The following is a 26,885-nucleotide window of genomic DNA, read 5'->3' as shown; positions in this document are numbered from 1 at the left end:
CTGTCTCCTTTCTTTAGTATTCTACGTCGTTTCCAAGTACTTTAAATTGAACAAAGCTTACGATAGCAATCATAACTGCCAAGAAGACACCGATGGTGTTGGCATAGCCGTATTCTGTCAATTGGAAGGCTTTTTCGTAAAGGTAGTACATAAGTGTACTTGTTGAGTAGTTTGGACCACCTGAAGTCAAAAGCTGAATCAAGGCGAAACACTGGAATGAGTTGATTGTTGTAATGATTGCGATATAAAGTGTTGTTGGAAGGAGGCTAGGCCATTTAATCTTCCAGAACACTTGCAATTCAGTCGCACCATCAACACGCGCTGCTTCAACCAATGAATTGTCAATATTTCCCATGGCAGCGATATAAAGGATAATCGGCTGACCAACAGATGTAGTCAAAAGGATAATCATAATCGCCATCAAAGCCCAGTTTTTATCTCCCAACCAAGAAATGTTCTGGCTGATGATGTGGCTTGACTTAAGGACAAAGTTTAAAATTCCTGATAGTGGGTCATAGATCCATTTCCAAACAACTGTTACGGCAACACTACCTGTTACAACAGGAAGGAAGAATACGAAACGGTAGAAGGATCTAGCAATGGCATTTTGATGATAGGTCTGAGATGCTACAAAGAGTGAAAACAGAACAACAACTGGTACAGATCCAATAACCAGAATCACGGTATTGATCAAAGACTTCATAAAGACAGGGTCTTTAAACATGCGAATGTAGTTGTCCAAGCCCACAAACTCAAATTTAGTCATTGAGTAGTTAAAGAAACTTGTAATGAATCCCATAATCATAGGGGCTAATACAAAGATGACAAAGAAGAATAATACTGGTGCTAGGAAAGCATAGGAAATCACTGTTTCCCGCATACGAATTTTATTGACTTTCACAGTCGGCACCTCTCTTTCACAAATAGAATATTTTGGATTTTCTTAAACTGTTTTAAAATCAAAATGAAATTTTTTAAGATTCGCTTATGTAAGAACTTCATTTTAATTTCGTGACAGTTCCTTACATTTCAAACAAAATCCTCCCTTTTCTTACATAGACTATGCACAGGGAAAAGGGAGGAGTCAATCTGATTTAGTGCTTATTGTTTTGTAGCTTTTTTAATTGTTTCGTTAGCTTTTTCAGTGAAGGCTTTCAAAGCATCCGCTGGTTTTTCGTCACCATTTGATACAGATTGCAACATTGGGAACCAAAGTGTTCTCATTTCAGCAAAACCATTGATAGTGTTGTAGTATGGTGAGTAGTATTTAGTCCAACCACTGATGGTTTCCATACGTTTGTCTTCATAAAGTTTGCCAAATGATGTACGAACTGGGAAGGCACCTGTACGAACGACGTCTTTTGGACCCCATTCTTTGTCATCCGCGATGAATTGAACGAATTTCTTAGATGCTGCAACTTTCTTGTCGTCTTTATTGTTGAATACTGCAAATCCATTTACAAGGTATTCAAGAGCTGGTTTACCTGAATCTGATGGGAATGGTACTTCTACCACTTCTACTTTACTTGCTTCCAAGAGTTTAGCTTGGATACCGTTTTGAGCTGGTGCCCAAAGGATTGTGTAAGATGTTTGACCGTTGGCAAAGTTTTGGATATCTGCTCCACCGTCAAATTGTGAACCATTGTTCAACAAACCGTCTTTAATCCAGCTAGCTGCTTTTTCAAGACCTTTGACGAATTTAGGATCATCAGTTGTATATTTTGTTACATCTTTATCTGTTACAGAAGCTCCATAAAGGTTTGCAATGAAGGCACGTGTTCCTTGGTCTCCCCCTTGACCAGAACTGAACAATGAACCTGGTGTGTAGCCTTTATCTTTAAGTGCTTTCAAAACTTTTTCAAAATCATCAGTAGTCCAACCTTCTTTTACAAGGTTTGCAACTCCAGCTTCTTCCAACATTTTCTTATTCATAGCCATGTAGAATGGTGCTGAACTAATTGGATACATGTAAGCTTTGTCTCCAGCTTTACTTGCTTGTACGATATTTTCGTTGTTAACATCTTTGACGAATTCGTCTGTGAAGAGGTCGTTCAACTCAGCCAATTTACCGTTTTTACCGTATTGGATGATACGTCCTGGTGCGTCAAAAAGTACGTCTGGAGCTGTTCCTGCTTCAATAGCTGTTGTGATTTTTTCAGGACCTGACTTGAAGTCGATGGTTTCCAATTTCACTTTTACATCTGGATTTGCTTTTTCAAAAGCTTCGATGATTGATTTTTCATATGTTCCAACACCGTCACCAGTTTTTTCTTGAGTGAAGACTGGGAATGCCCACCAAGTGATTTCTGTTTTTCCGCTATCGCTACCAGATTTTCCAGCATCTTTACTTCCGCCAGAATTACCACATGCAGCAAGGCCAAGAACCGCAGCACCCGCAAGTACTGTACAAGCTAGTTTTCTAAATTTCATTTGTATTCTCCTAATTGATAAGCGTATCCATATTGGATAATGAGTAAGATTGAACTTGTATACGTTTTCATTTCATCCGACGCATCCACCACTCTCCTCTTTTTTGAGATTGTGTTATTTAAGACCAGCAACGAAGCGTTCTGTAATCTCTTTTGGTCTAGTAATAGCGCCACCTACAACGATGCCTCGCACTCCATATCCCAGGATTTGTTTGGCTTGTTCTGGTGTATGAATTTTTCCTTCTGCAATGACATCCACGCCAGCATCACAGAGTTTTTTGATTAATTCAAAATCGGGACCATCCACTTTTGGACTGTAAGATGTGTATCCTGATAAAGTTGTTCCGACAAAGTCAATTCCTGCTTCAACAGCTGCCAATCCTTCCTCGAAAGTACTTGTATCAGCCATCAAGAGCTGGTTAGGATATTTCTCCTTAACCTGACGTATGAAGTCTTGAATCTCTAAACCATCATAGCGTTCACGCTTGGTACAATCCAGAGCAATCACCTCGATGTCAAGTTCTGCCAATTCATCAACTTCTTTCATAGTAGCAGTGATGAAGGGTTCTTGCGGTGGATAATCTCGTTTTATTATCCCAATGATTGGAAGGTTGGTGACCTCCTTGATTTCCTTGATATCACGAACACTATTTGCTCGGATACCGACTGCTCCACCTTGCTCAGCCGCTTTGACCAGCAAGGGAATGACTCCTCCCGCTTCTGTATAAAGCGGTTCGTGAGGAAGGGCCTGACAAGAAACGATGATTCCATCTTTGATTTGTGCAATCAAGGCCTCTTTAGTAATCTGTGGCATCCTCTTTCCTCCTTTTCTTTGTTCTTATGGGTTCATTATATATTATTTTTAAAGCGCTTTCAATACTTTGTGGTAGAATAGATTTCAGTTTCAAAAGTATTTTATAGAACAGCAGTTTCTGAAAGTAGTTTCAGCTCCGTCTTGTTTTCTGTTCACTTACCTTATAAAATGATTAAAAAGAGATAGCCATCTTTCAAATGGGCCATCTCTTTTATCATTAACGATGAGCAAAATTCATTTTATTCAAGACCTAGTCTTCTTTTCGTTTCTTCCCAAATGTCAAAACAGATAAGAGACCTGCCACTAATCCTAGAGAAATAAAGGTTGTATTTTCTTTGCTTCCAGTATTTGGAAGCTCATTTTGTTTAGCCGCTGGTGCTTGATAAGTAGCACCTTGTCCAAGAGATAATTTCTTAGCTGGACGTTCGTTTGCAGCTGCTAAGACTGGTTTGGTTTCTCCCTTGTACTCTGGCACTTCATGGACTGCCGCCTCAGCGCCGTTGACACCTCCTTTATACTCAGGAAGGTCATTTGAAGCTGCCAAGACAAAGTTAGCACCTCCTTTATATTCAGGAACCTCATTTGAAGCTGCTAAGACAAAATTAGCACCTCCGGTATATTCAGGAACTTCATTTGAAGCTGCCAAGACAAAATTAGCACCTCCGGTATATTCAGGAACCTCATTTGAAGCCGCCAAGACAAAGTTAGCACCTCCGGTATATTCAGGAACCTCATTTGAAGCTGCTAGAACTGCATTTACGCCTCCTGTGAATTCCGTTTTTTCTACTGTTGGAGCTGATTCTTCTCCTACTGTTGCAAGAGAACCAGTATATTCAGGAACTTCTGCCGCAACTGCGCCTTCTTCGCCATTAACTCCATCTGTAAATTCTGGTTTTTCTACTGTTGGTGCTGGTTCTTCTCCCACTGTTGCCAATGGACCTGTATATTCAGGAGCTTCTTCAGTTACTGCAGCCTCAACGCCATTAACTCCACCTGTAAATTCTGAAACTTCATTTGTTGCAGCTTCGCTTCCATTTACACCATGAGTAATTTTAGAACCAACTACTGAAACAGGCAAATTATGCATACTTTCGATAGCTCCTTCTGCTAAGCCTGTAACTTTTTGACCAATATCCTCAGGATCTACTGTAAACAATAGAGTCTTTGTGTCATACTGCGTCATAAACGTAGCCGTCTTACCATTTGCAAGCTGTAATGTTGGTGCTTGATTGACCAATACTTCTGAATCAAATTCCATGGCAATAATGCCTTGCCCCATATGAACTGCATGTGTAACTTTTGCTTCGGTTGGAGAAACCATATCCTTGCTTAAGAAATCCCAATTAAATTTCTTATAAGACAAGGTATATTCGTTTTGGTTGTTATCTGCATGCTCATAAAGCAATCCATATTCGCCATTCCCGAGATCTTGAATAGAATTGTAGGCAAACTTACCACTTTGAATAGGATTATGCTTAAGCCAAGTCAGCTCTCCATTTTCTTCGACACGGGCTAAGTGTACCAAACCGTTGAAACGTCCTGGTCCACCTGCATTACTAAGAACAATATACTCTTTTCCATCATGCATCGTATGAATAGCAGCCAATTGAACATAAACATCCTTGACATCCGCATAACGTTTTATATCATTTTCCCAAGTTACTCCACCATCTTTACTAGTAGCAACTTGAAGGTCCCCTGTCAAGCCACGCATGAAGAGCTTGAGATCTCCATTATTTAACTGTACAACAGAGGACTCGGTATTTTGAGCATAATAATTACTCATGGTACTTGAGTCAATCACAGTGCCATCAGTCAGCGTACGATGGTCATTCACACCACCTCCCATATGCCAAGTCTTACCATGGTCATCTGAGTAGATAACCCGAGATGATTGAGAACCGTTTAAGTGGTTGGTCTGATTAGTTGTATAAGTAGGTACAATGATTCGACCTTTATGAGGTCCGGTATGAAGAGTAATTCCTGTTCCAGGCCCAACCCCTAAGAATTTCATCCAATCAGCTTTTACCATTGGGGTAATATCTTGAGGGGCTGACCAAGTCTTACCATCATCATCACTGTAAGACATCCATAGATAAGAATCCTTAGCAACTCTAAATGGAGACGTTTTATTGCTTGTGAAATAAATATTTCCTAATAGTTGATTCCCTTGATACAGATCTCCCTTATCACTATAAGCTGGTTTCATTGGATTTACAACAACACGGTAATCTGTTGCTTTGCCATCTGGTGTATACACTGTACCATTTTCGCGAATTGTGTAGGAACCTTCTTCGCCTTCTTTGTAGAGGATTTGGTAAGTTTTTCCATCGATTTGTTTATAGGCTTCTTCTCTTTGAGCAGCCATTCCAAAGATTCCTTGCCCTTCTGGGAACATATCATAGATCGAAAAAATTCGTTTTGTTGCAGGATCTTGAACCAAAACCATATCGATGTTCACTGGTGAACCGATTGATGGATTAGAAGCTTTTGGATTGTCTCGTAAATTTGTAATCGTTACTCGATCGCTCCATGTTTTCCCCTTATCCTCACTTCGTCTGACGACCATACCGATATCACCCCAGTCAGAGTGATGCAAGCGTCTCTCATCTGCACCAGCAATCAAAGTACCTTTATCTGTCTTAAGAAGTGCAGGAATACGATAACTCTTAATACCATCTTTATTTGGTTTGTTATGCATACCACCTTCAAAGACATCTTGTTTTTCAGTAACTTTAGCCCCTTCTGGTAGCTTTTGTTCCAAATCAGATCTCTCAAACAATTGGCTCCGTTTTTGAACTTCCTCTGGAGTTAATACACGATCATAAACACTTAAATTACGAACCTGTAAATTTGCTCCCCAAACTGATTTCCCTGCCCGATTTGTTGCACCAAGTTGAGCATGGGTAATATCTGGCATATCCTTGATAAATTTACCAGACTTCAAACTGGTACGAGATAAAACTCCATTTACATAGAGTCTAACTTTTCCTCCTGGATTTTCTGCATTCGGTCTTTCAACAGTAAAGGTAACTGAATTCCACTGCCCAGGCTTAATTTTCAATGGAGCATCCGTATATTTATCATAAAATTGTGTTCCATTAGCATCACGTCCCTCAATTAAGGCTGTATTATTGAGAACAGCCATGGTGAAGTACTCATCTTTTTTCTTATCACTAGACACTGAGAATAGATTATAAAAATCTGGAGCTTTGGCATCTGGCTTGAATTCCATATGAATGGTCGCATTTTGAAGTTTCTTCAATGCATTTAATTCACTAGCTAAATCTACACGCTGACCATTCTTCGAATTTGTTTCAACATCTTCTTTTTCCACTACTGGAGTTGCATTTGCGATGTCTCTAGCGTAATAATCTCGAGGAAGTACTCCCTCTTCTTCTTTATCTTGGTCCTTGTTACTTGCTTCTGTAGTTGCAGAATCTGTTTCTGGTTTATCAGCAGGAGCTGGTGTATTGTCAGCTGCAGGTGTATTTGATGGAGTGGTTGTCTCTGCTTCAGTAGTCTCATTTTTCTTCAACTTATCCTGATCAACTTCCACACCATTGTCTTTTGCTGTTGCCAATTTTCCAGCTAATTCGCTATCTAAATGAGCAAGACTTCCTGAAGAAGCTTCTTTTGGTAATTCTGATAAACCTTGATTATTATTTTCAGCTGCAGTTACAGTTGAGTTTCCTTGTTCATTTGCCAATACAGGATTTACTCCAAACACCACAGCACCAATGGTTACAGAGGCTACACCCACTGCAAATTTACGAATACCATATCTTTGTTTTCTGTCATAATTCTTCTGATTCATCTTTCTACCTTTCAATATCACCAAAAAATAAAGCGCTTTCTTTTTGTTTTAAAATTTTTACTCCCGACCATAGGAAAACACAAGAAAGTAATTAATAAACGAGAGTTCCTCTCCTTCTCTCTTTCAAAATTTAGCTAGCTGTAATCCAAACAGTAGCTCTTTCACTCCTTTCCTAGAGACTTTTTCTTTATTATACAATAAAGTCATAGGTTTATCTCAAGCTTGTCATAGAATAGATTTTACTTTCAGAAATATTTTAATATTTTAATATTTTTAAAAGTACTTTCAACATTTATAACAAAAAAGAGAGCTACTGGCTCTCTCATTCATCACTTTATATACTTAAAAGAAATCTCACTACCACAGAGCCAGTTGTAAACTTGGTCATTGACAAAAACATTCATAGCTTCATGGGCATACTCTGGCATGATAAGATAGGACTTGTCACAGGTCAGACGGTTGTAAATCGCAAACTGGGTAATAGGATAGCAAACATCATCGTCCAAGCCCGTAATCATCTTAACCTCACCCTTGATACGATGGGCAAGATTTTTCACATCGATATAGGCAAGGGTCGCCATGATTTCCTCCTCAGTTTCGTGGAAGGGGTCGTGAAACTTGAAATAACGGAAAAGTTCGTCATAGGCTTCACTTGTATTACCAATCTCAAGCACTCGTCTGAAGTCTGACAAGAAAGGATAGATGGCAACTGTTTTCTGAATCCGAGGATTGAGCGCTGCCGCAACCAAGGCTAGAGCCCCTCCTTGTGAAGCACCATAGCTAGAAAGGCGCTTCTCATCTACCTGAGGTAGACTAGCAACAATTTCGACCAACTGGTAAATATCCAGATAAACATCCTTATAAAAGAGATGATCCCGACCTTCCACAGCCCCACGGATAATATGTCCCTTAACCGTATTTCCTAAAGGAGAACGTAAACCGTCTTGCGAATAACCTGACTGACCCCGCACATCCATGGAAACAACACCGTAACCAGCTACGGTGAAGGTCAGCATATCAACCCAATCCCAGCCACGTCCCATATAGCCATGGAAATGGAAGATTATCGGAACCTTCCCTTCACTCTTTGGAAGAACGACGCGTGCATAGACCTTGCCTTCCTTGCTTCCTTCAAATGTTAACTCATAGCACTTGACTTGAGGGATGTGAAAATCTCTTTCCTCCAAGTGGTAGGCTGGAAGCGTTGAAACTTTTTTCACTTCCTCATCCCAGAAAGCATCAAAATCTTCTGGAACCTCATCCCTTCCTCTATAAGTCTTGATTTCTTCTAACAAAGCTGGATTTTTCATAATATGCTCCTTCATTTTTGTAATCGCTACCACAACTGTAGCATATCTAAGTAAGCAATGCAAGAAAGAAGGACAAATAGAAAGAGATTTTAGATTCTCTACTTTTAGGATGATGGGCTGAAAGTAGTTTTAGAAACAAAAAAAGAGCATTTCGCTCTTTCTTCTCCTATTCAGTCTTAGTTTTTTGCTTCTTTCTTTTGGAAAGTGGTTTGGTAATTTACTTTAATCGTTACGGTCATGTGAGAGTCCTCGTTTCTTTTTGATGACTCTAGTATAAGGGGCTAACCTAAAAGCTAGCTTAAGATTTCCTTAGAGAAAGCTTAATCTAGATGTTCTTTCTTTTCCAAATGAAGGGCAATCATGCGCCATTCTGGATCCTCTTGCCAAGCTTCTATCGAACTAATGTAACTAGCAACTTTTCTGGCTTCTTCTAAAATCGGAAAATCTTCGATAATATCAGCCACTTGGAACTCTGGAAGACCTGACTGTCTGGTTCCAAAAATCTCACCTGAACCACGCATTTTCAAATCTTCCTCCGCAAGGACAAATCCATTGGTCGTTTCTGTCATGATGCGCATGCGGTCTTTCCCAGAATCCGTCTTAGGATTGGCAACGAGAACTGCATAAGACTGCTTATCTCCCCGACCCACACGACCTCTAAGCTGGTGAAGCTGGCTGAGACCGAAGCGATCGGCATCCATGATAATCATAACGGTCGCATTGGGAACATTGACCCCAACCTCGATAACCGTTGTCGAAACCAGAATAGCCGTTTTTTGCTCTTTGAACTCCTGCATAATCTGGTCTTTTTCGTCACTCTTCATCTTACCATGTAGAAGAGCCACTTCTGCCTTACCTGCAAAATGAGCCGTCAATTCCTCAGATAAAGCAATAGCATTTTTCAAATCCAGAGCTTCTGATTCTTCAATTAAGGGAGAGATGACATAGGCTTGTGAGCCTTTTTGGATTTCTCCCTCTAACCAAGTCAAGACCTGAGGCAGTTGCTCATGTTTGATCCAGCGTGTCACAATAGGCTTTCGCCCTGCTGGCATCTGGTCAATAATGGAAACATCCATATCTCCAAAGGCTGTGATAGCCAAGGTTCGTGGTATGGGAGTCGCCGTCATCATGAGGACATCTGGGTTGTCGCCTTTTTCTCTCAGAACACGCCTTTGCCCTACACCAAAGCGGTGCTGCTCATCGATGATAATCAAGCCCAGACGAGCATAATCCACCCCATCCTGTATTAGAGCGTGAGTTCCGATAATCAAATCAGCCTCACCCTTGGCAATAGTCTCCAAGACTTCTCTCTTTTCTGCAGCTTTCAAGGAACCTGTCAAAAGAGCCAGTTTCAAGTCTGGGAAGAGACTCTGTAGACTCTCAAAATGTTGCTCTGCAAGGATTTCTGTTGGTACCATGAGGGCTGATTGGTAGCCAGCTGTCACCGCCGCAAACATGGCCAAGCCAGCAACCACCGTTTTTCCGCTCCCCACATCCCCTTGTAGGAGACGATTCATGTGGTGATCCGACTTCATATCGGTTAAAATTTCCTGCAAACTTTTTTCTTGAGCTGGGGTCAGGGCAAAAGGCAGCCTTTCTTTTACTTCTGTCACTTTTTTCTGAGACCAGTTCAAAACCAAACCGCTTCCCTGAACTCTATTTTCAGACTTGAGCGTCTGCAACTGCATTTGGAAATAAAAAAGTTCCTTAAACTTGATACGGCGAAGGGCCTGCTTGTATTCTGCCAAATCCTTGGGGAAATGCATGGCACGAACGGCCTGACAACGGGACATGAGTTTGTATTTGTCCAGCAAAGACTGGGGAAGATTTTCCTCAATCAAGAGGTCCAATCCCTGATCAAAGGCCGTCTTAATAACCTTGACCAGACTGGCCTGACTGATTCCCTGAGCCAAGCGATAAACAGGTTGGAGGTCATCTTCCACCTGAGCTAGGACCTTCATCCCAGTCAGACTAGCCTTGGCTCGGTCCCATTTCCCAAAGACAGCAAGGGTTGCTCCCAAATCTATCTTATCTGCTAGATAGGGCTGGTTAAAGAAATTCACCGCAAAAACGACTTCTCCCTGCTTGAGGCTAAAGCGCAGACGATTGCGCTTGAATCCATAATACTGGACACTGGCAGGAGTCACGACTTGACCAGATAGGACTGCCTTCTCCCCGTCCTCTAGTTCCAATACTTGCTTGGTTTTGAAGTCTTCATAACGGAAAGGAAAGTAGAGCAAGAGGTCTTGCAAGTTTTCAATTCCTAGTTTGGCGTATTTCTCTGCTGACTTTGGTCCCACACCAGGTAAGACATGCAAGGGTTGATGTAGATTCATGCTCCACTCCTTTCTTTTCTAATAATATTCTCTCGGAATGCGATCGCTGAGAAGACAAACCACCTCATAATTAATAGTCCCACGATAGGTCGCAACCTGAGTAGCTGTGATCTCCTTGTCCCCGTTGGAGCCAATCAAGGTTACCTTGGTTCCAAGTGGGTAAGGCTTAGGCAATCGAATAGTAATCTGGTCCATAGAAACTCGTCCGACGATTGGGCAAGCTTGTCCATCTACCAAGACAAAGAAATTCTGCATGTCACGTGTCCAACCATCCGCATAACCGATTGGCACCGTCGCAATGACTTGCTCGCTATCTGCCTGATAGGTCGCTCCGTAGCCCATGCAAGCTCCAGATGGAACTGTCTTGACATGAACTAGAGCAGATTCCAAGGTCAAGGCTGGTTTCAAGTCATAGGGTAAGTCCAAAACCTCTCCGCTAGGATTCAGACCATACATGGCATCTCCCATACGGACGGCGTTAAAAATGGTCTCTGCATGCCAAAGAGTCGTTGCCGAATTACTGGCATGAACCAGCTCTGGGAGACCTTTCATACTTGACAGAATGGTTTTAAACCGTTCTAACTGCTCATTAAAGTAGTCGTCTAATTCCTCGTCTGCAGTCGCAAAGTGGGTGAAAATCCCTTCAACACGAGCACCATGTTGTTGGAGCAAGTCTTGAGCCTGCTCAGCTTCACGAGCCTCTCTAAAACCAATCCGTCCCATTCCTGAATCAATCTTGAGGTGGACTGTCAAACCAGCTAAATCAGCTTCCTTAACTAAGAGTGCTTGAATCCACTCCAGTCCAGCCACAGTCAAGGTGATATCGTATTCTTTAGCAAGAGAAACAGCTTCTAGATCAGAAACTCCTAAAATAAGGATTCGTTTTCCGAGTCCAGCATGTCTGAGTTCAATGGCTTCATCAATATTGGAAACACAAAAGCCATCAACATCATCTTGAATTGCCGTCGCAACAGCAACAGCCCCATGACCATAGGCATTGGCCTTGACCACAGCCCACTTGAGCGTTCCTTGAGGGATATGAGCCCCCATTTGCTGAATATTGTATCGAATAGCTCCCAGATGAATCAGAGCCTTGGTTGGTCTATGTGGACTAGCTTTCATGATTTTCCTCCAAAATGACACTGGCTGTCACAAACTGATCGGTATGGCTGATAGACAGCCAAATCTTTCCTGAAAATGGTGCCTGACTAAAATAAGGCGCCCCGCGTTCATTGTTCAATACTTCCAAATCTTGGAAACCAATCTTGCCAATACCCGTTCCCATAGCCTTGGAAAAGGCTTCTTTAGCCGACCAGCGACCAGCTAAATATTCTATTTGCCTGCGTCCTTTAAGACTGTTAAATCGTTCCATTTCCTTAGCGGTCAGAACGCGCTTAGCAAAGCCTTCATGTCGTGTAACTGCGCTTTCTATCGAAGCCAATTCTTCGATGTCAATTCCGTGTCCAACTATCATTCTCATCAAAAGGAGTTGAGATTCCCCAACTCCATCCTTTTCACTTATTTTGTCAAGGTAGCATAGATTTCTTCTACCAAGGCCTCTGTATTTTCCCAACCTAGGCAAGGATCGGTAATAGAGCAGCCAAAGACCTCTGGTTGGTTTTGACGACCATCTGCTAGGTAAGATTCAATCATAAAGCCTCGAACTGTCTTTTTAATCTTCTCATTCCAATCACGATTTTGCAAGGTCTGGCGAACAATTCTAATCTGCTCCATATATTGCTTGCCAGAATTATCATGGTTGGTATCAATGAGGATAAAGGGATTTTCAAGTCCCATTGTCTCATAACGTTCAATGGCATTTAGCAAAGTTTCATAGTAAAAGTTAGGCTCATTTTTCCCATATTCATTAACTGCACCACGAAGGATGACGTGAGCCAAGGGATTTCCTGAAGTTTCAACTTCTTGACCATGAAAGAGGAAGGTTTGTTTGTTCTGAGCGGCATAGATACCGTTAAACATGACCCCAAGGTTTCCAGAAGTTGGATTTTTCATCCCCACTGGTGCATCAATTCCTGAGGCCACAAAGCGGTGCTCTTGGTCTTCCACAGAACGAGCCCCAACAGCATGGTAGCTGACCAAATCATCTACTAAGACCAGATTTGACGGGTAAAGCATCTCATCTGCCGTTGTCAAACCAGTCTCTGTAATCACGCGGTAGTGCAACTGACGCACAGCCTGCAAGCCGTTAATCAGGCTTGGAGCCTTAGAAGTATCTGGTTGGTGAACCAAACCTTTATAGCCGTCTCCGTTGGTACGAGGTTTAGCTGTATAAACACGCATAACCATGAAAATCTTGTCCGCCACCTTCTTCTGTAAGGCAGATAAACGGCGGGCATATTCCAAGACAGCCTCTTCATTGTCAGACGAGCAAGGACCAATCACCAAAATGATCCGGTCATCTTCTCCTGAAATAATGTCTGCCAATTCTCTATCACGACGCTCCTTTAATCGCAAGGCTTCCGCAGACAATTGAGTTTCTGCCTTGATTGCTTCAATATCGATTTCTTGACCTTTTTCAATAAATGCCATCTTATTCTCCTAGCGTTTGGTAGATTTCTCTGACGAGGACTTCCGTATTTTCCCAGCCAAGGCAAGGGTCCGTGATAGACTTGCCAAATACTTCCGGTTCGTTTTGACGGCCGTCTTCTAGATAAGACTCAATCATAAAACCACGAACATACTGCTTGATTTTTTCATTCCAATCACGATTAATCAAGGTCTGTCGGACAATTCGAATCTGATCCATGTATTGCTTACCAGAGTTGTCATGATTGGTGTCCACAATGATAAAGGGATTTTCCAAGCCCATTTTCTCATACTGGGCAATAGTATCCATCAAATTATCATAGTAGTAGTTAGGAATATTCTTACCATACTCATTGGTCGCTCCACGAAGAATGGCATGCGAAAGTGGGTTCCCAGTTGTTTCCACTTCTTTTCCTAGGAAAAGGAAACTTTGTTTGTTTTGAGCAGCATAAATCCCATTAAACATAACATTGAGATTTCCAGAGGTTGGATTTTTAAAACCAGTCGCAAAATCTGCCCCACTGGCCACAAAGCGGTGTTGCTGGTCTTCAACTGAACGAGCACCAACCGCCATGTAAGAAATCAAATCATCCACTAGCGGAAGATTTTCAGGATAAAGCATTTCATCAGCTGTTGTCATGCCTGTTTCTGTGATAACACGATAGTGAAGATGGCGAACAGCTTTGATTCCGTTGATAAGACTAGGCGCTTCTGTCGCGTTAGGCTGGTGAATCAAGCCTTTATAGCCATCTCCGTTGGTACGGGGTTTGGCAGTATAAACACGCATAACCATAAAGATACGGTCTGCCACTTCTTCTTGCAAAGCTGCCAAACGCTTAGCGTATTCAAGAACAGCTTCTTCATTGTCAGATGAGCATGGCCCGATTACCAAGAGAATCCGCTGGTCTTCTCCACGTATAATGGCTTCTAGCTCTTGATCGCGCTGTGATTTTCTCTCCAAAGCTTGACCTTCTAATTTTGATAAGGCACGAACTTCTTCAATATTAATTTTAGGACTTTTTGCTGTAAATACCATAACTCATCTCCTTATAAATCAAACGGATACCAAGTAAAAATTTACTTTTCACAAGGTATCCGCCTCTAAACTATCTCATTTTATTGTCTTTTACCGTGACAGTTTTTAAACTTCTTACCAGAACCACATGGGCAAAGTTCATTCCGTCCAATCTGGCTCAAATCCAAATCTTCTGGTATATTTGCTTGGTGGGCAGCGATATTGCGAGTCGCTGTTGTACTGATATGGTGTTCTGCTTGTGGTCTTTCTTGTTCATGAATTTGTGCTTTCATCATCAAGCGTGTCACATCAAACTCAATCGAACCAATCATGTCATTGAACATACGGAAACCTTCTGCCTGATACTCAACAACAGGGTTATTCTGAGCATAGCCACGAAGTCCAACCGCGTTACGCAATTGATCGAGGGCATCGATATGATCTGTCCACTTGTTATCTACCACTCGTAGAATCAAAACTTTTTGGAATTCTTTAACTGCTTCTTCATCGCGTAGTTTTGAAACCTGACTATCGTAAACTTGCAAAGCACGTTGGAAGAGCTCTTCCTTGATGGCCTTATCAGACAAGCCTGACAAGTCTTCCATCGTAATAGAATCTTCTGGAAGCAAGTTGTACTTAGCAAAGTTCAAAATTGCCTCTAGTTTTTCATCTTGTTTGGCACGCGCATGACCATCAACGACACGACCAATCGTGCGTTTAATCATAGCCTGAATTTCAGGTGCCAAGTCACGATCTGCAGTGATGACATCGTAACGTTGAGCATAGATAATCTCACGTTGTTCACGCATGACGTCATCGTATTGAAGGACTTGTTTACGGGTATCGTAGTTATTTCCTTCGACACGTTTTTGCGCTGCTTCAACCTGACGTGTCAACATACGAGACTCAATGGCCTCTTCAGACATGTTGAGACGTTCAAAGATTCCCTTCAGGCGTTCAGAACCAAAACGTTTCATCAAGTCATCTTCAAGAGATAGGTAGAATTGTGACTCACCTGGGTCTCCTTGACGACCTGAACGTCCACGAAGCTGATTATCGATACGACGGCTTTCATGGCGTTCTGTACCAATCACACAAAGTCCACCCAATTCGCGAACTCCTTCACCAAGCTTGATGTCGGTACCACGACCGGCCATGTTGGTTGCGATAGTAACAGCACCACGTTGACCAGCATTCATGATGATTTGGGCTTCTTTATAGTGGTTTTTAGCATTTAAGACTTCGTGAGGAACGCCAGCTGCGACCAATTTCTTAGAAATGTAATCACTGGTTTCAACCGCTACTGTACCAACCAAGACAGGCTGACCTTTTTGGTAACGAGCCTTAACGTCTTCGACAACCGCCTTAAACTTAGCCTCGATACTTGCATAAAGAAGGTCTGAGTGGTCAATACGTTGAACAGGACGGTTTGTTGGGATTGGAATAACACGAATGTTGTAGATTTCACGGAATTCTTCTTCCTCAGTCTTACCTGTACCTGTCATACCAGACAATTTCTTGTACATACGGAAAAGGTTTTGGTAAGTGATTGAGGCAGATGTCTTGGTTTCATCCTGGATTGGCACACCTTCTTTAGCTTCAATAGCTTGGTGCAATCCATCAGAATAACGACGACCTTCCATAGTACGACCTGTAAATTGGTCAACGATCAAAATCTCTTGTTCTTCGCTCACCACATAGTCAATATCGAGAAGCATGATGTAGTTGGCACGAAGGGCGTTATCGATAAAGTGAGTCAGAGCTACGTTTTCGATATCATAGAGGTTCTCAAGTTTGAAGTAGCTTTCAGCCTTGTCAATACCTGAATCAGACAAACCAATAGTCTTAGACTGCACATCGATAATATAGTCGTCTTTGTCCAAAGACTTTACATAGTGGTCTGCCATGTGATACAACTGACTGGTTTCAACTGCGTTAGCACCTGATACGATCAAAGGTGTACGTGCCTCGTCAATCAAGATTGAGTCAACCTCATCGACCAAAGCATAGTTAAGCGGACGTTGTACCATGTTTTCAGCACGAACGACCATGTTGTCACGAAGGTAGTCAAATCCAATTTCTGAGTTGGTTGAGTAGGTAATATCACACTCATAGGCTTCTTTTTTCTCCATTGGGGATTTGGCAGCCAAGTTAATCCCTACTGACAAACCAAGCCATGAGTACAATTCCCCCATCTCAGTCGCGTCACGTTCTGACAGGTATTCATTGACCGTAACTACGTGAACCCCTTTGCCTGAAAGGGCATTGAGGTATACCGGCATGGTCGCAGTCAAGGTTTTTCCTTCCCCTGTACGCATCTCTGGCACGTCACCATGGTGAAGAACGATTCCCCCCATGACCTGAACCTTATATGGGAAGAGACCTAGGACACGTTTGGCACCTTCACGGACAACCGCAAATGCTTCATAAAGCAATGAATCCAGTGATTCTCCATTTTGATAACGTTCTTTAAATTCAACTGTTTTTGCTTTTAGTTGGTCGTCAGTCAAAGCAGCCATTTGGTCTTCGTATTTGAAAACCTTGTCAGCCATCTTTTCCAGACGACGGATTTCTCCTTTATCATTTTCGATAATTGTTTTTAAAATATTAGCCATGTTTTTCCTTACTTTAAATTCCGAATATTTTAGAATGTTCTTTTAATTTTAGCACAATTACTGATTATTTTCAAGGAAGAATCCCCATTTTGAAAAGGAAAAAGAGGCTAGTTTCCAAGCTAACCTCTCTGACTTTTATGATACTTTAATTGCCAAAAATCGGCAAAATCGCAAATAGGATAAATAGATTAATCCAAAGAGAAAAACAGCAGATCAATCCAAAAACAAAGAGACTGACTTTCTTGGACAGCAAGGCCATCAAAATAGACAGAATACCAAAAACTAGCAAGACTTTCTGTATGCTGAAGAGGTCAATCTTTCCCCCCAGAATCGGACTGCCCCAAGGAAGAAAGAAGAAAGCAATCCAGATCAACAGAACTAAACCAATATAGACCTTAGAATAGCGTGTAATAAATGATTTTAGACGTGTCATAAGCTACCTCCTATCAATAAAAACCATATAAATCAATACCTTCCAACTTTAGACTTTCCTAACTCCTTTCTTAGTCTAAGCATTTTTTTGAAACAAGAATAAATTAACCTGTTAACACTAATAGCTAGCAGAATAAAAAGAAACCAAATACCCCAAGACCTGATATCTGTCCAATTTTTTAAAAGTATAGTGATAAAAAAGATTGAAACAACTGCCATGAATATTCCAAGCAAGGCAAAGAGCGGAAAATAAACCCAGTAAAAATAGTAAAAAATTGGGAAAAATTTACTATTTCTGTTGGCCTTTTCAATCCAGTTATCAAAATAAAAGTAAGGTGCTAAAAGCAATAATTTAAACAAATGTTCCATCAGCAGCACCTCTTTTGATAGCGTTTTCTTCAACTTCATTCTATCAAAAAAAATCTGGAAATGTCATTCCAGATTCTACTTTTTTATTTGCGTTTTCTTGCGATGAGATGGATCGGTGTTCCTTCAAAGACAAAGGCCTTGCGGATTTGATTTTCCAAGAAACGCAAGTAAGAAAAGTGCATAAGTTCTTCTTCATTGACAAAGATGACAAAGGTTGGTGGTTTGGTTGCCACTTGGGTCGCATAGAAAATCTTGAGGCGTTTTCCTTTGTCTGTCGGTGTTGGGTTGATGGCAATGGCATCCATGATCACATCGTTCAAGACAGCTGATGGAATACGTGTATTTTGACTTTCACTGATTTGCTTAATCATCTCAGGAAGTTTGTGGAGACGTTGCTTGGTCAAAGCGGATACAAAGATAATCGGTGCGTAAGGCAGGTATTGGAACTGCTCACGAATATCTTCTTCCCAGTTTTTCATAGTGTGGTTGTCTTTTTCAAGTGTATCCCATTTGTTGACCACGATAATCATTCCTTTACCAGCTTCGTGGGCAAATCCTGCGATACGCTTATCGTATTCACGAATACCCTCTTCCGCATTGATGACCATCAAGACCACATCTGACCGGTCAATAGCACGCATGGCACGCATGACAGAATATTTCTCGGTATTTTCATAAACCTTACCAGACTTACGCATACCAGCCGTATCAATCATGGTAAACTCTTGACCATCTGTATCTGTAAAGTGGGTATCAATGGCGTCACGCGTTGTTCCAGCAACTGGACTGGCAATAACACGGTCTTCTCCCAAGATAGCATTGATCAAGCTTGATTTTCCGACGTTAGGACGACCAATCAAGCTAAACTTAATGACATCTGGGTTTTCTTCTTCATATTCATTTGGAAGATTTTCTACGATGGCATCTAGCACATCCCCTGTACCGATACCATGGACAGATGAGATAGGCAATGGTTCACCCAAACCGAGAGCATAAAAATCATAGATATCATTTCGCATTTCAGGGTTGTCCACCTTGTTAACTGCGAGGATAACTGGTTTGTGGGTCTTATAAAGCTTACGAGCTACGTATTCGTCTGCATCAGTAATTCCTTCCTTACCAGACACGACAAAGACGATAACATCTGCTTCTTCCATGGCAATTTCTGCCTGGTGCTTGATTTGTTCCATGAAAGGAGCATCGACATCATCGATCCCTCCTGTATCAATCATGCTAAAGGAACGATTGAGCCACTCACCCGTCGCATAAATACGGTCACGCGTCACGCCTTCGACATCTTCTACAATGGAGATTCGCTCACCAGCGATCCGATTAAATAGGGTTGATTTCCCAACATTGGGACGTCCTACAATGGCAATAGTTGGTAGGGCCATAACTTCTCACTTTCTACAATAACTTCTTCTGTTCAAGATTTTTTCTAGTTGAACTTGGTTCAGCTTGACCAAACTGTTCTGCTAGGCGCTGACTCCAGCTTGTGGTCGCACGCGCTCCAGCATAGTCAGCCTGTACACGGTCATAAGCTTCGATTGCATCAACTGTTTGTTCCTGGTATTCTTCCTCAAACACCACTTGATTCAATGGCAAGCGAGGTTTGACTTCATGTTCTTCATTTGGTATTCCCAGTGCCATCCCAAAGACAGGATAGGTGTAGTCAGGCAGGTTAAAAAGCTCTGCCACTTCTTCTGACTTGTATCGAACCAAGCCAATAATGACACCACCATAGCCCAAGCTTTCAGCTGCCAGCAAGGCATTTTGACCAGCAAGAGCCGCATCGACCGAACTAATCAAAAGACCTTCTACACCTTGAGGTTGGAATGAATCAGTATGAAGCTGGGCTCCCTTTTCTGCTCGGTTCAAATCTCCGACAAAGAGAAGGAAAACAGCTGACTGGCGAATGGCTTCTTGAGGCACCAATTCATACAAGGCATCTTTCTTTTCTTGACTTCGTACCACAATCACAGAGTAGGATTGGAAATTCTTCCAAGACGAAGCCATCTGGGCTGCTGTCAGGATTTCAGTCAAATCTTCCTGAGGAAGAGCTTGCTCTTTAAACCTGCGCACTGAAGTATGAGCCTTCATTAATTTGATTGTTTCTGTCATCGACGGTTCACTCCTTCTAAACGAGTCTCCTCAGCCAAATAACGGATGCGTTCCATGACGCGTCTTGCTTCCCAGGTTTCGTCATTTCCATGTTTCCCTTTAGCGAAATGCTGCTCCAAATCATCAAAGTTGAAGTTGGAGGTGAAAAAGGTCGGTAAATTTTCCTGCATCCGATATTGGAGAATAACCTGCAGGATTTCGTCACGCACCCAAGGTGTTGATTGCTCGGCACCAATATCATCTAAAATCAGGACTTCAGAAAGCTTAATCTCATCCACCAAGGTCTTAACATTGCCATCACTGATGGCATTTTTGGCATCAATGACAAAGCTAGGATAGTGGAGGAGAGTGGATGAAACACCACGTTTTTCTGATAAATCATGAGCTAAGGCAGCCACCATGAAACTTTTACCCACACCAAAATCTCCATATAGGTAAAGACCTTTCAAATTATTGGGGTAATCGTTAACAAATTCTATCATTCTTTTTAGAACAGTTATACGCTGAACATCATCACGATAAACATCTAAAAAACTGACATTTTTCAGGCTAGATGGAAAATTAATTAAGTTGAGACGTTTCTTGATAGCCGCTTCTTTTTCAGCTGCGATTAGTTCAGGAGTTTCTTCATAAGAAACATCCGCATAGCCATGGTTCATGACTAGTATAGGCTTGTAGCCTTTGGCAATATAATCTGTATCTCCTCGGAGGAATTTATCTCTCTCAGTGATGTATTGGTTAAACTTGGAAATACTACGATTCAACTCGTCCTGATTGAGGGATTCTTGCTGGACAAAGGCCGCAACATCAGGATCCTTCATGATTTTCTGGACCAAATCTTGATAGTGAAAACGACTTGGTTGACGTTTGAGTACATCTCCGACACTTTCCATCTAATCACCTCCGTTATCTAATTTTGCTAATAATTCTAGGGTTTGGCGTTCCATCTCTTCTAATTCCTCAGCGGATGACGTATTTTTATATTCAGGATTACTCCATTTAGGAACATTGGTTTTTGCTGGGGCAGTCTGATTCTGTTTTTGTGTTTTTGCTTTTTGCCCACGTTCACGAATGCGCAAGACTGCCTCTTCTGCCGAATGAATCTTTTGATAGGCATAGTCATTGGCTACCTTCATGGCATATTTCTCATTGATGTTTGCCGAATCTACCTTATTAAAGGTCAACAAGAGAATGATATTGATGACTTCGTCCAGTAAGCCCAAGCCAGCCATCTGTTGCAAGAGGTCTCTTTCTGTTTGGGTAATAGTCCCCTTGCGTGTTTGTTTGATTTCTGCTAAGAACTGCAGGGCCGTTTTACTTTTGGCTTCTTTGATAATGGTTGTTTCCTTAGGACTAAAGTCAGAGGAAACAGGTTTTTGAGCAATTTTTTCCCGCATACGTTTTGTTGAAATAACCTGGGAAACAGCTGTTGACTTGGCCAATTGATAGGTTTCAAACCAAGTCCATTTCTTCTCCTCAGCAATAGCAAAGAGGTTTAAGACATCAGACTGTTCATCCGCAAAGCGAAGCCCATCTCGAGCCATAAGCTGACGAAAATGGTCCAAGTCAAAATCGTTGGCCACTTTCTTCTTGAGACCGAGGTCTTCTTGACTTCCTAATTCTGCCAAATCTGGAAAGACTTGATTGAGTGAGACAGGTATTTCTTCACCATTAGCAGTCTCAACTTTCAAATCCTCAACAGCCGAGTCACCAATCTTCTTCTCCAAAAGTCTGCGATAAACAGGGTGTTCCAAGAAGTCCTGACTAGATAGAGGAGCATGGAGGGCTAGCTGATAAACGTCCCCCTTTTGATAGAGGGTCAAGAGATTGAAAGCAGATAGGATTTTTAAAGATTTTATCAGTCTATCCATCCCAAAGTTAAGATGATTGAGAATACTTGAAAAAAGATATTCCTTTCTGCCGTTATCCCAAAAACTGATTGTATAAAGATAAAGGCTCAGTGCCTCCTGACCGATAATCGGGAGGTAGCACTGTACCAGAGATGAGGTATCTTGCGACACCCGATTATTCTTTAGATAAGAAAAACGGTCAATTGGCTTCATTTATCTTTCCTTTTTCTTTTTAGAGGACTGGGTGATTTGTTGGAGCAAGCTCTCTAACTCACTGACATCCTTAAAACTACGGTAGACACTGGCAAAACGTACATAGGTAATCTCATCCAACTCAGCCAACTCCTCCATGACGAGTGAACCAATGTCCTCACTTTGAATTTCATTTTCATTTCGACCACGGAGTTTCTGTTCGATACGATTGACTACCATGTTGATTTCATCACTTGACACAGGACGTTTCTGGGCTGAGCGGATAATCCCATTAAAGATTTTATCTCTGGAGAATTGTTCCCGTGTGCCATCTTTTTTAACAACCACTAAGGTTCTTTCTTCTACCCGTTCGTAGGTTGTAAAACGGTGCTGGCATTCATCGCACTCACGTCTTCTACGAATAGTGTTCCCTTCTTCTGCTTGGCGACTATCGATAACACTTGACTTGGTAGCCCCACATTTTGGACAACGCATCCTTTCCCTCCTTATCGTTTTCTTTTCATTATACCATTTTTTAAGCGATTCCCAAAACAATTCTTCTTTTTGCTTGACAAGTTTTTTGTTTTGTTGTATTATTTAATTAAGACAAAGAGATAAAAGAAAGGAGACTAAGATGTCCTGGACATTTGACAACAAAAAACCCATCTATTTACAGATTATGGAGAAAATCAAGCTTCAGATTGTTTCCCATACACTGGAACCCAATCAACAACTTCCAACCGTGAGAGAGCTAGCTAGCGAGGCCGGTGTCAATCCAAACACCATCCAAAGAGCCTTGTCAGACCTTGAACGAGAAGGATTTGTCTACAGTAAGCGAACAACTGGACGATTTGTGACTGAGGATAAGGAGCTAATCGCCCAATCGCGCAAACAATTATCAGAAGAAGAATTGGAACACTTCGTTTCCTCCATGACCCATTTTGGCTATGAAAAAGAAGAACTACCAGGCGTAGTCGGTGATTATATTAAAGGAGTTTAAGCCTATGTCATTATTAGCATTTGAAAATGTATCCAAATCTTATGGAGCAACCCCAGCCCTTGAAAATGTTTCTCTTGACATCCCAGCTGGAAAAATTGTCGGTCTCCTCGGCCCAAACGGCTCAGGAAAAACAACCTTGATTAAACTCATCAATGGTCTCTTACAACCAGATCAAGGACGCGTCCTTATCAACGACATGGACCCAAGCCCAGCAACCAAGGCTATCGTAGCTTATTTGCCAGATACGACCTATCTCAATGAGCAAATGAAGGTCAAAGAAGCCCTAACCTACTTCAAGACCTTCTATAAAGATTTCAATCTTGAACGTGCCCATCATCTACTTGCAGACCTCGGCATTGATGAAAATAGTCGTCTCAAAAAACTATCAAAAGGAAACAAAGAAAAGGTACAACTGATTTTGGTTATGAGCCGGGATGCTCGTCTCTATGTTCTGGATGAACCCATTGGTGGGGTCGATCCAGCAGCCCGTGAGTATATCCTCAATACTATTATCAACAACTACTCCCCAACTTCTACCGTTTTGATTTCTACCCACTTGATTTCTGATATCGAGCCAATCTTGGATGAAATTGTCTTCCTGAAAGACGGAAAAGTCGTTCGTCAAGGAAATGTAGATGATATTCGCTATGAGTCAGGTGAATCCATTGACCAACTCTTCCGTCAGGAATTTAAGGCCTAAAAAAAGGAGATTATTATGTTTTGGAATTTAGTTCGCTACGAATTTAAAAATGTTAACAAGTGGTATTTAGCCCTCTACGCTGCCGTTCTAGCCCTTTCTGCCTTTATCGGAATACAGACACAAGGCTTTAAAAATCTACCTTACCAAGAAAGTCAGGCTACTATGCTATTTTTTCTATCTACTGTCTTTGGTGGTTTGATGGTTACACTTGTGATTTCAACTATCTTCTTGATTATTAAACGCTTCAAAGGTAGTGTCTATGACCGACAAGGTTATCTGACTTTGACATTGCCAGTTTCTGAACATTATATCATCTCAGCCAAACTAGTCGGTGCCTTTATCTGGTCTATTGTCAGCACTACTGTACTAGCAATCAGTGCTTTCATTGTTCTGACCCTTACGGCTCCAGATTGGTTTGCAACTTCTGACGTGATTCCATTTATAGAAACACATCTTCCTCAACTCTCTCTTATGGGGGTATCCTTCCTACTAAATACTATTTCTGGAATCCTCTGCATCTACTTGGCTATTTCCATTGGACAGCTTTTCAATGAATACCGTACCGCACTGTCAATTGTAGCCTACATTGGTATCCAAATCGTCGTTGGCTTTATTGAACTCTTCTATCGTTCTAACCCTGGTTTCTACTTCCCATCAACCACAGGAGGAGCTGATCAGTTCCAGATGGGTATTATCATGACTATTCTGGAAGAAGTTATTCTTATAGCCATCTACTATCTAGGAACTTATCACATCTTGAAAAACAAGGTTAATTTGCAATAAAAAAGGCCCAGCTAAAAAGCTGGGTTTTAATTTAACTCAATATCAAACTGGCTACAATAGGGCTGACAAAGACATAGAGAATACCGGTGACACCGATAGCCAAACCACCCATAGCTCCTGCTACAGAGCCGTATCGGAAGGCTGTTCCCGTTCCGACTGCATGACCTGTTCCTCCAAGAGAAAGACCAACAGCTACTGGGTCGTCAATTTTCAACCACTTCAAAAGGGTTGGGCCGATGACACTGGTTAAAATCCCAGTTGCCACAACAACGACCAAGGTCACGGTCGTCAGACCTTGCAATTTTTCTGTAATCCCTACTGCCATGGCGGTTGTTACTGACTTGGGAAAGAGAGAAATGGCTAGGAAAAAGTCCATTCCAAAAATCTTAGCTACAAGGGCTGTGAAAGAGGTATTAACAACTACTGCTAACAGACTACCAAAGAGAATACTCCGAGCATGGTGCTTCATCAGGTGAAAGCTCTTATAAAGCGGAATCCCTAGAGCCACGGTCGATGGGACAATCAAGTTGTTCAGATAAACCCCACCTTGGTAGTAATCTTGGTAAGAAATACCCGTCGCCTTTAGAAAGATGATAATGAAAACAGCTGACAAAAGCAAGGGCGTTGTCAATGGATGGGGAAAACGTCTGTAAATCAACATTCCCACTAGATAGGCTAGGATAGACAGGGCAAGCCCAAACAGGGGATTGGAAACAAATTCACTCATTTGGCATCTCCTTTCTCATAATCTCCCTCAAATCGTCTCTTGATGAACTGAACTACCAAGGCTATGAGGATAATATTGATGACTGCTGCAAAAAAGACAATCAAAACAATGGGCAAGAGATAAGGAGCAATCACATCAAACTTTTCCATGATTCCCACTGCTGGGGGCAAAAAGAGAATGGTCATATTGGCCAGCAAGAAATTCCCCACCATGTTGACATGCCTGGTTCTCAGCCACTTGAATTGTAGGGCGAGAAAGAGAATAATCAAACCGATAATACTGCCTGGGATGGGCAAGTGAAAGAAACTAGAGATTCCCTCTCCGATTAGAGAAATCACAAAGAGAATCATTAATTGAACATATAATTTCATCCTAAACTCCACGAAATAGACTTCTTGCATACCAGTTTACTCTTTTTTCAGAAAATTTCAAGGAAATGCACAAGGGATAATAAAAATTAGAAATAGAAAGGGCATACAAACAATTCTTGACTTGTGAAAACAGTGTAATTTAGGATAAAATATTCCAGCGTCCTTCTTGCCAGCATTCTTGAAAAGTAGTATAATTATTGCATGCGCAATCATCTTGTGATACAAAGACTGTCCGTGAATGGACCTTCTTCTATTTTATAACTCTAAAAAGAAAGGAGATACTATGACCTATTTGGAAAAATGGTTTGATTTCAATCGGCGTCAGAAAGAAATTGAAAGTCTCTTGGAAGAGACAATTGCCCAGCAGAGCGAGCAAAGTCTGATCTTGAAAGAGTTCTACCTGCTCTACTATCTGGACTTGGCTCAAGAAAAATCTCTACGCCAGATTGACCTGCCAGATAAACTTCATCTGAGCCCGAGCGCTGTTTCTCGGATGGTGGCTCGCTTGGAAGCCAAAAATTGCGGTCTACTTAGTCGCAGGTGTTGTGATCAAGATCGACGCTCTAGTTTTATCTGCCTGACAGGTGATGGGCAAAAAACACTGGCCTTTCTACAAAAGGCTGTCGAAGCAAGCTTGGAAACTGGTTTGGATTTCTTAATTTAAGATGATTTTAGAAAAAAGTTGCGTGCGCAATCATTTTTCTTGACATTCTCTTTTACAAGGAGTAAAATAAAATCATCATTAAACAAAGGAGTTTTAAACATGATTGAAATTACCTATCTAGATGCCAGCAAGAATGAAAGAACTGTAACTTTCGAATCTTATGAAGATTTTGATCGTTCACAACAAGCTTGCCTTATCGGTGTCGCAGACTACTACCCTGTCCAAAAATTAACTTACAACGGTCATGATTTGGACTACCATGGGACTTATGGAGATGTCTTCTTCTATCTCATGAAACAAGATTTAAGCCAATATAACTAAAAAAAGGAGAAATACAATGGCAAAAGCAATTACAGATGCAACATTCGAACAAGAAACTAAAGACGGTTTGGTCTTGGTAGACTTCTGGGCAACTTGGTGTGGTCCATGTCGTATGCAAGGTCCAATCTTGGACAAATTGTCTGAAGAGCTTTCAGAAGATGTTTTGAAAATCGTTAAAATGGACGTTGATGAAAATCCAAACACAGCTCGTGCCTTTGGAATCATGTCTATCCCAACTCTTCTCTTCAAAAAAGACGGCCAAGTTGTCAAACAAGTTGCTGGTGTTCACACAGCAGAACAAATCAAGGCCATCGTTGCTGAATTGAGCTAATCAACTGAGAGACCAAGTACTTGCTTTGGTCTCTTTTTTCTTGTCCTTTGCCATTTTTCAAAAAATATGCTAGACTGTAAGTAGAATATTACGATGTTTGGGACATGCCATCGCTAAAAAAAACCTTGACTTGGTATTTTT

At 41.5% G+C, this 26,885-nt stretch carries 26 protein-coding genes; 6 read left to right on the top strand and 20 right to left on the bottom strand.

Translation table 11 applies throughout. From position 1 onward, the window contains the following. Positions 1–13 precede the first annotated feature (13 nt). The 18 genes from FJN11_RS10635 to nrdR all read right to left on the bottom strand — a co-directional run bounded on the left by FJN11_RS10635 (position 14) and on the right by nrdR (position 22,342). Positions 14–880, bottom strand: coding sequence for a carbohydrate ABC transporter permease (locus FJN11_RS10635; RefSeq protein ID WP_161683542.1), 867 nt, complete (start codon positions 878–880; stop codon positions 14–16). Positions 881–1,101: 221 nt separating this feature from the next. After that, positions 1,102–2,430 (bottom strand): ABC transporter substrate-binding protein, encoded by a 1,329-nt coding sequence (locus FJN11_RS10630; protein ID WP_049492184.1) that lies wholly within the window; start codon positions 2,428–2,430, stop codon positions 1,102–1,104. Between the two features lie 114 nt (positions 2,431–2,544). After that, positions 2,545–3,243 carry an N-acetylmannosamine-6-phosphate 2-epimerase gene (locus FJN11_RS10625; protein ID WP_004258578.1) on the bottom strand — a complete coding sequence of 233 codons (699 nt, stop codon included), beginning with the start codon at positions 3,241–3,243 and terminating at the stop codon, positions 2,545–2,547. Positions 3,244–3,493: 250 nt separating this feature from the next. Beyond that, positions 3,494–7,060: an SIALI-17 repeat-containing surface protein gene (locus FJN11_RS10620; protein ID WP_140224667.1), complete on the bottom strand. Its 3,567-nt coding sequence runs from the start codon at positions 7,058–7,060 to the stop codon at positions 3,494–3,496. Positions 7,061–7,389: 329 nt separating this feature from the next. Next, the gene (locus tag FJN11_RS10615) at positions 7,390–8,370 is read right to left on the bottom strand and encodes an acetylxylan esterase (protein ID WP_125409648.1); all 981 of its coding nucleotides are present in this window, start codon (positions 8,368–8,370) and stop codon (positions 7,390–7,392) included. 320 nt (positions 8,371–8,690) lie between these two features. Next, complete coding sequence (gene recG, locus FJN11_RS10605; protein ID WP_140224666.1) at positions 8,691–10,706, bottom strand: ATP-dependent DNA helicase RecG; 2,016 nt, start codon at positions 10,704–10,706, stop codon at positions 8,691–8,693. 18 nt (positions 10,707–10,724) lie between these two features. Further along, entirely contained in the window at positions 10,725–11,828 is a 1,104-nt protein-coding gene (gene alr / locus FJN11_RS10600; RefSeq protein ID WP_140224665.1) for an alanine racemase, read from the bottom strand. Beyond that, a complete protein-coding gene (gene acpS, locus FJN11_RS10595; protein WP_219853211.1) occupies positions 11,818–12,180 on the bottom strand; it encodes a holo-ACP synthase in 363 nt (120 codons plus the stop codon). Before acpS ends, alr begins: the two co-directional genes overlap by 11 nt. Positions 12,181–12,224: 44 nt before the next feature. After that, positions 12,225–13,256 (bottom strand): 3-deoxy-7-phosphoheptulonate synthase, encoded by a 1,032-nt coding sequence (locus FJN11_RS10590; RefSeq protein WP_140224663.1) that lies wholly within the window; start codon positions 13,254–13,256, stop codon positions 12,225–12,227. 1 nt (position 13,257) lies between these two features. Further along, the gene (locus tag FJN11_RS10585; RefSeq protein ID WP_140224662.1) at positions 13,258–14,289 is read right to left on the bottom strand and encodes a 3-deoxy-7-phosphoheptulonate synthase; all 1,032 of its coding nucleotides are present in this window, start codon (positions 14,287–14,289) and stop codon (positions 13,258–13,260) included. An 80-nt stretch (positions 14,290–14,369) separates the two neighbouring features. Beyond that, positions 14,370–16,883 carry a preprotein translocase subunit SecA gene (gene secA / locus FJN11_RS10580; RefSeq protein ID WP_001274073.1) on the bottom strand — a complete coding sequence of 838 codons (2,514 nt, stop codon included), beginning with the start codon at positions 16,881–16,883 and terminating at the stop codon, positions 14,370–14,372. A gap of 145 nt (positions 16,884–17,028) precedes the next feature. Continuing rightward, positions 17,029–17,316 (bottom strand): hypothetical protein, encoded by a 288-nt coding sequence (locus tag FJN11_RS10575; RefSeq protein ID WP_000197495.1) that lies wholly within the window; start codon positions 17,314–17,316, stop codon positions 17,029–17,031. 32 nt (positions 17,317–17,348) lie between these two features. Beyond that, complete coding sequence (locus FJN11_RS10890) at positions 17,349–17,684, bottom strand: hypothetical protein (protein ID WP_140224661.1); 336 nt, start codon at positions 17,682–17,684, stop codon at positions 17,349–17,351. An 83-nt stretch (positions 17,685–17,767) separates the two neighbouring features. Next, the gene (gene der, locus FJN11_RS10565; protein ID WP_001207696.1) at positions 17,768–19,078 is read right to left on the bottom strand and encodes a ribosome biogenesis GTPase Der; all 1,311 of its coding nucleotides are present in this window, start codon (positions 19,076–19,078) and stop codon (positions 17,768–17,770) included. 13 nt (positions 19,079–19,091) lie between these two features. Continuing rightward, entirely contained in the window at positions 19,092–19,805 is a 714-nt protein-coding gene (locus FJN11_RS10560) for an NADPH-dependent oxidoreductase (protein ID WP_140224660.1), read from the bottom strand. Then, entirely contained in the window at positions 19,802–20,698 is an 897-nt protein-coding gene (dnaI, locus tag FJN11_RS10555; protein ID WP_140224659.1) for a primosomal protein DnaI, read from the bottom strand. Before dnaI ends, FJN11_RS10560 begins: the two co-directional genes overlap by 4 nt. Beyond that, the gene (locus tag FJN11_RS10550) at positions 20,699–21,868 is read right to left on the bottom strand and encodes a replication initiation and membrane attachment family protein (RefSeq protein ID WP_140224658.1); all 1,170 of its coding nucleotides are present in this window, start codon (positions 21,866–21,868) and stop codon (positions 20,699–20,701) included. Further along, a complete protein-coding gene (gene nrdR / locus FJN11_RS10545) occupies positions 21,869–22,342 on the bottom strand; it encodes a transcriptional regulator NrdR (protein WP_001203672.1) in 474 nt (157 codons plus the stop codon). A 139-nt stretch (positions 22,343–22,481) separates the two neighbouring features. Here nrdR and FJN11_RS10540 point away from each other — a divergent pair, with 139 nt between their 5' ends. Genes FJN11_RS10540 through FJN11_RS10530 form a run of 3 tightly spaced genes read left to right on the top strand, consistent with a single transcriptional unit; the run spans position 22,482 to position 24,330 of the window. Further along, a complete protein-coding gene (locus tag FJN11_RS10540) occupies positions 22,482–22,847 on the top strand; it encodes a GntR family transcriptional regulator (protein WP_000119149.1) in 366 nt (121 codons plus the stop codon). Positions 22,848–22,851: 4 nt separating this feature from the next. Continuing rightward, positions 22,852–23,547, top strand: coding sequence for an ABC transporter ATP-binding protein (locus tag FJN11_RS10535; protein WP_000054197.1), 696 nt, complete (start codon positions 22,852–22,854; stop codon positions 23,545–23,547). Positions 23,548–23,562: 15 nt separating this feature from the next. Then, the gene (locus tag FJN11_RS10530; RefSeq protein WP_061590385.1) at positions 23,563–24,330 is read left to right on the top strand and encodes a hypothetical protein; all 768 of its coding nucleotides are present in this window, start codon (positions 23,563–23,565) and stop codon (positions 24,328–24,330) included. Positions 24,331–24,361: 31 nt separating this feature from the next. Here FJN11_RS10530 and FJN11_RS10525 read toward each other — a convergent pair whose 3' ends face one another. Further along, positions 24,362–25,057, bottom strand: a complete 696-nt coding sequence (locus FJN11_RS10525) for an LrgB family protein (RefSeq protein ID WP_001288946.1) — start codon at positions 25,055–25,057, stop codon at positions 24,362–24,364. Further along, on the bottom strand, positions 25,054–25,428 hold the full coding sequence (locus FJN11_RS10520; RefSeq protein ID WP_000781325.1) for a CidA/LrgA family protein: 375 nt from the start codon (positions 25,426–25,428) through the stop codon (positions 25,054–25,056). Before FJN11_RS10520 ends, FJN11_RS10525 begins: the two co-directional genes overlap by 4 nt. A 283-nt stretch (positions 25,429–25,711) precedes the next feature. On the opposite strand from FJN11_RS10520, the gene FJN11_RS10515 reads away from it, so the two are divergent. The 3 genes from FJN11_RS10515 (at position 25,712) to trxA (ending at position 26,744) form a co-directional block, all read left to right on the top strand. Further along, entirely contained in the window at positions 25,712–26,092 is a 381-nt protein-coding gene (locus FJN11_RS10515; protein WP_181146422.1) for a MarR family winged helix-turn-helix transcriptional regulator, read from the top strand. Positions 26,093–26,191: 99 nt separating this feature from the next. Then, positions 26,192–26,413 carry a DUF4649 family protein gene (locus FJN11_RS10510; RefSeq protein WP_000570256.1) on the top strand — a complete coding sequence of 74 codons (222 nt, stop codon included), beginning with the start codon at positions 26,192–26,194 and terminating at the stop codon, positions 26,411–26,413. Between the two features lie 16 nt (positions 26,414–26,429). Beyond that, a complete protein-coding gene (gene trxA, locus FJN11_RS10505) occupies positions 26,430–26,744 on the top strand; it encodes a thioredoxin (protein ID WP_001029581.1) in 315 nt (104 codons plus the stop codon). Positions 26,745–26,885 lie beyond the last annotated feature (141 nt).

Origin of the sequence: Streptococcus symci (assembly GCF_006385165.1) — a bacterium.
GTDB classification, from domain to species: Bacteria; Bacillota; Bacilli; order Lactobacillales; family Streptococcaceae; genus Streptococcus; species Streptococcus symci.
This window is presented reverse-complemented; position numbering and strand designations above follow the sequence as displayed.

Bases quoted from the DNA above. Each gene is read 5' to 3' on its own strand.
- FJN11_RS10890 (WP_140224661.1), bottom strand. From the start codon at position 17,684: ATGGAACATTTGTTTAAATTATTGCTTTTAGCACCTTACTTTTATTTT.
- FJN11_RS10540 (WP_000119149.1), top strand. From the start codon at position 22,482: ATGTCCTGGACATTTGACAACAAAAAACCCATCTATTTACAGATTATG.
- nrdR (WP_001203672.1), bottom strand. From the start codon at position 22,342: ATGCGTTGTCCAAAATGTGGGGCTACCAAGTCAAGTGTTATCGATAGT.
- FJN11_RS10585 (WP_140224662.1), bottom strand. From the start codon at position 14,289: ATGGTATTTACAGCAAAAAGTCCTAAAATTAATATTGAAGAAGTTCGT.
- acpS (WP_219853211.1), bottom strand. From the start codon at position 12,180: ATGATAGTTGGACACGGAATTGACATCGAAGAATTGGCTTCGATAGAA.
- FJN11_RS10620 (WP_140224667.1), bottom strand. From the start codon at position 7,060: ATGAATCAGAAGAATTATGACAGAAAACAAAGATATGGTATTCGTAAA.
- FJN11_RS10575 (WP_000197495.1), bottom strand. From the start codon at position 17,316: ATGACACGTCTAAAATCATTTATTACACGCTATTCTAAGGTCTATATT.
- FJN11_RS10615 (WP_125409648.1), bottom strand. From the start codon at position 8,370: ATGAAAAATCCAGCTTTGTTAGAAGAAATCAAGACTTATAGAGGAAGG.
- FJN11_RS10525 (WP_001288946.1), bottom strand. From the start codon at position 25,057: ATGAGTGAATTTGTTTCCAATCCCCTGTTTGGGCTTGCCCTGTCTATC.
- alr (WP_140224665.1), bottom strand. From the start codon at position 11,828: ATGAAAGCTAGTCCACATAGACCAACCAAGGCTCTGATTCATCTGGGA.
- FJN11_RS10515 (WP_181146422.1), top strand. From the start codon at position 25,712: ATGACCTATTTGGAAAAATGGTTTGATTTCAATCGGCGTCAGAAAGAA.
- der (WP_001207696.1), bottom strand. From the start codon at position 19,078: ATGGCCCTACCAACTATTGCCATTGTAGGACGTCCCAATGTTGGGAAA.
- FJN11_RS10630 (WP_049492184.1), bottom strand. From the start codon at position 2,430: ATGAAATTTAGAAAACTAGCTTGTACAGTACTTGCGGGTGCTGCGGTT.
- dnaI (WP_140224659.1), bottom strand. From the start codon at position 20,698: ATGGAAAGTGTCGGAGATGTACTCAAACGTCAACCAAGTCGTTTTCAC.
- FJN11_RS10535 (WP_000054197.1), top strand. From the start codon at position 22,852: ATGTCATTATTAGCATTTGAAAATGTATCCAAATCTTATGGAGCAACC.
- FJN11_RS10560 (WP_140224660.1), bottom strand. From the start codon at position 19,805: ATGACAGAAACAATCAAATTAATGAAGGCTCATACTTCAGTGCGCAGG.
- FJN11_RS10550 (WP_140224658.1), bottom strand. From the start codon at position 21,868: ATGAAGCCAATTGACCGTTTTTCTTATCTAAAGAATAATCGGGTGTCG.
- recG (WP_140224666.1), bottom strand. From the start codon at position 10,706: ATGAATCTACATCAACCCTTGCATGTCTTACCTGGTGTGGGACCAAAG.
- FJN11_RS10635 (WP_161683542.1), bottom strand. From the start codon at position 880: ATGCGGGAAACAGTGATTTCCTATGCTTTCCTAGCACCAGTATTATTC.
- FJN11_RS10510 (WP_000570256.1), top strand. From the start codon at position 26,192: ATGATTGAAATTACCTATCTAGATGCCAGCAAGAATGAAAGAACTGTA.
- secA (WP_001274073.1), bottom strand. From the start codon at position 16,883: ATGGCTAATATTTTAAAAACAATTATCGAAAATGATAAAGGAGAAATC.
- FJN11_RS10590 (WP_140224663.1), bottom strand. From the start codon at position 13,256: ATGGCATTTATTGAAAAAGGTCAAGAAATCGATATTGAAGCAATCAAG.
- FJN11_RS10530 (WP_061590385.1), top strand. From the start codon at position 23,563: ATGTTTTGGAATTTAGTTCGCTACGAATTTAAAAATGTTAACAAGTGG.
- FJN11_RS10520 (WP_000781325.1), bottom strand. From the start codon at position 25,428: ATGAAATTATATGTTCAATTAATGATTCTCTTTGTGATTTCTCTAATC.
- trxA (WP_001029581.1), top strand. From the start codon at position 26,430: ATGGCAAAAGCAATTACAGATGCAACATTCGAACAAGAAACTAAAGAC.
- FJN11_RS10625 (WP_004258578.1), bottom strand. From the start codon at position 3,243: ATGCCACAGATTACTAAAGAGGCCTTGATTGCACAAATCAAAGATGGA.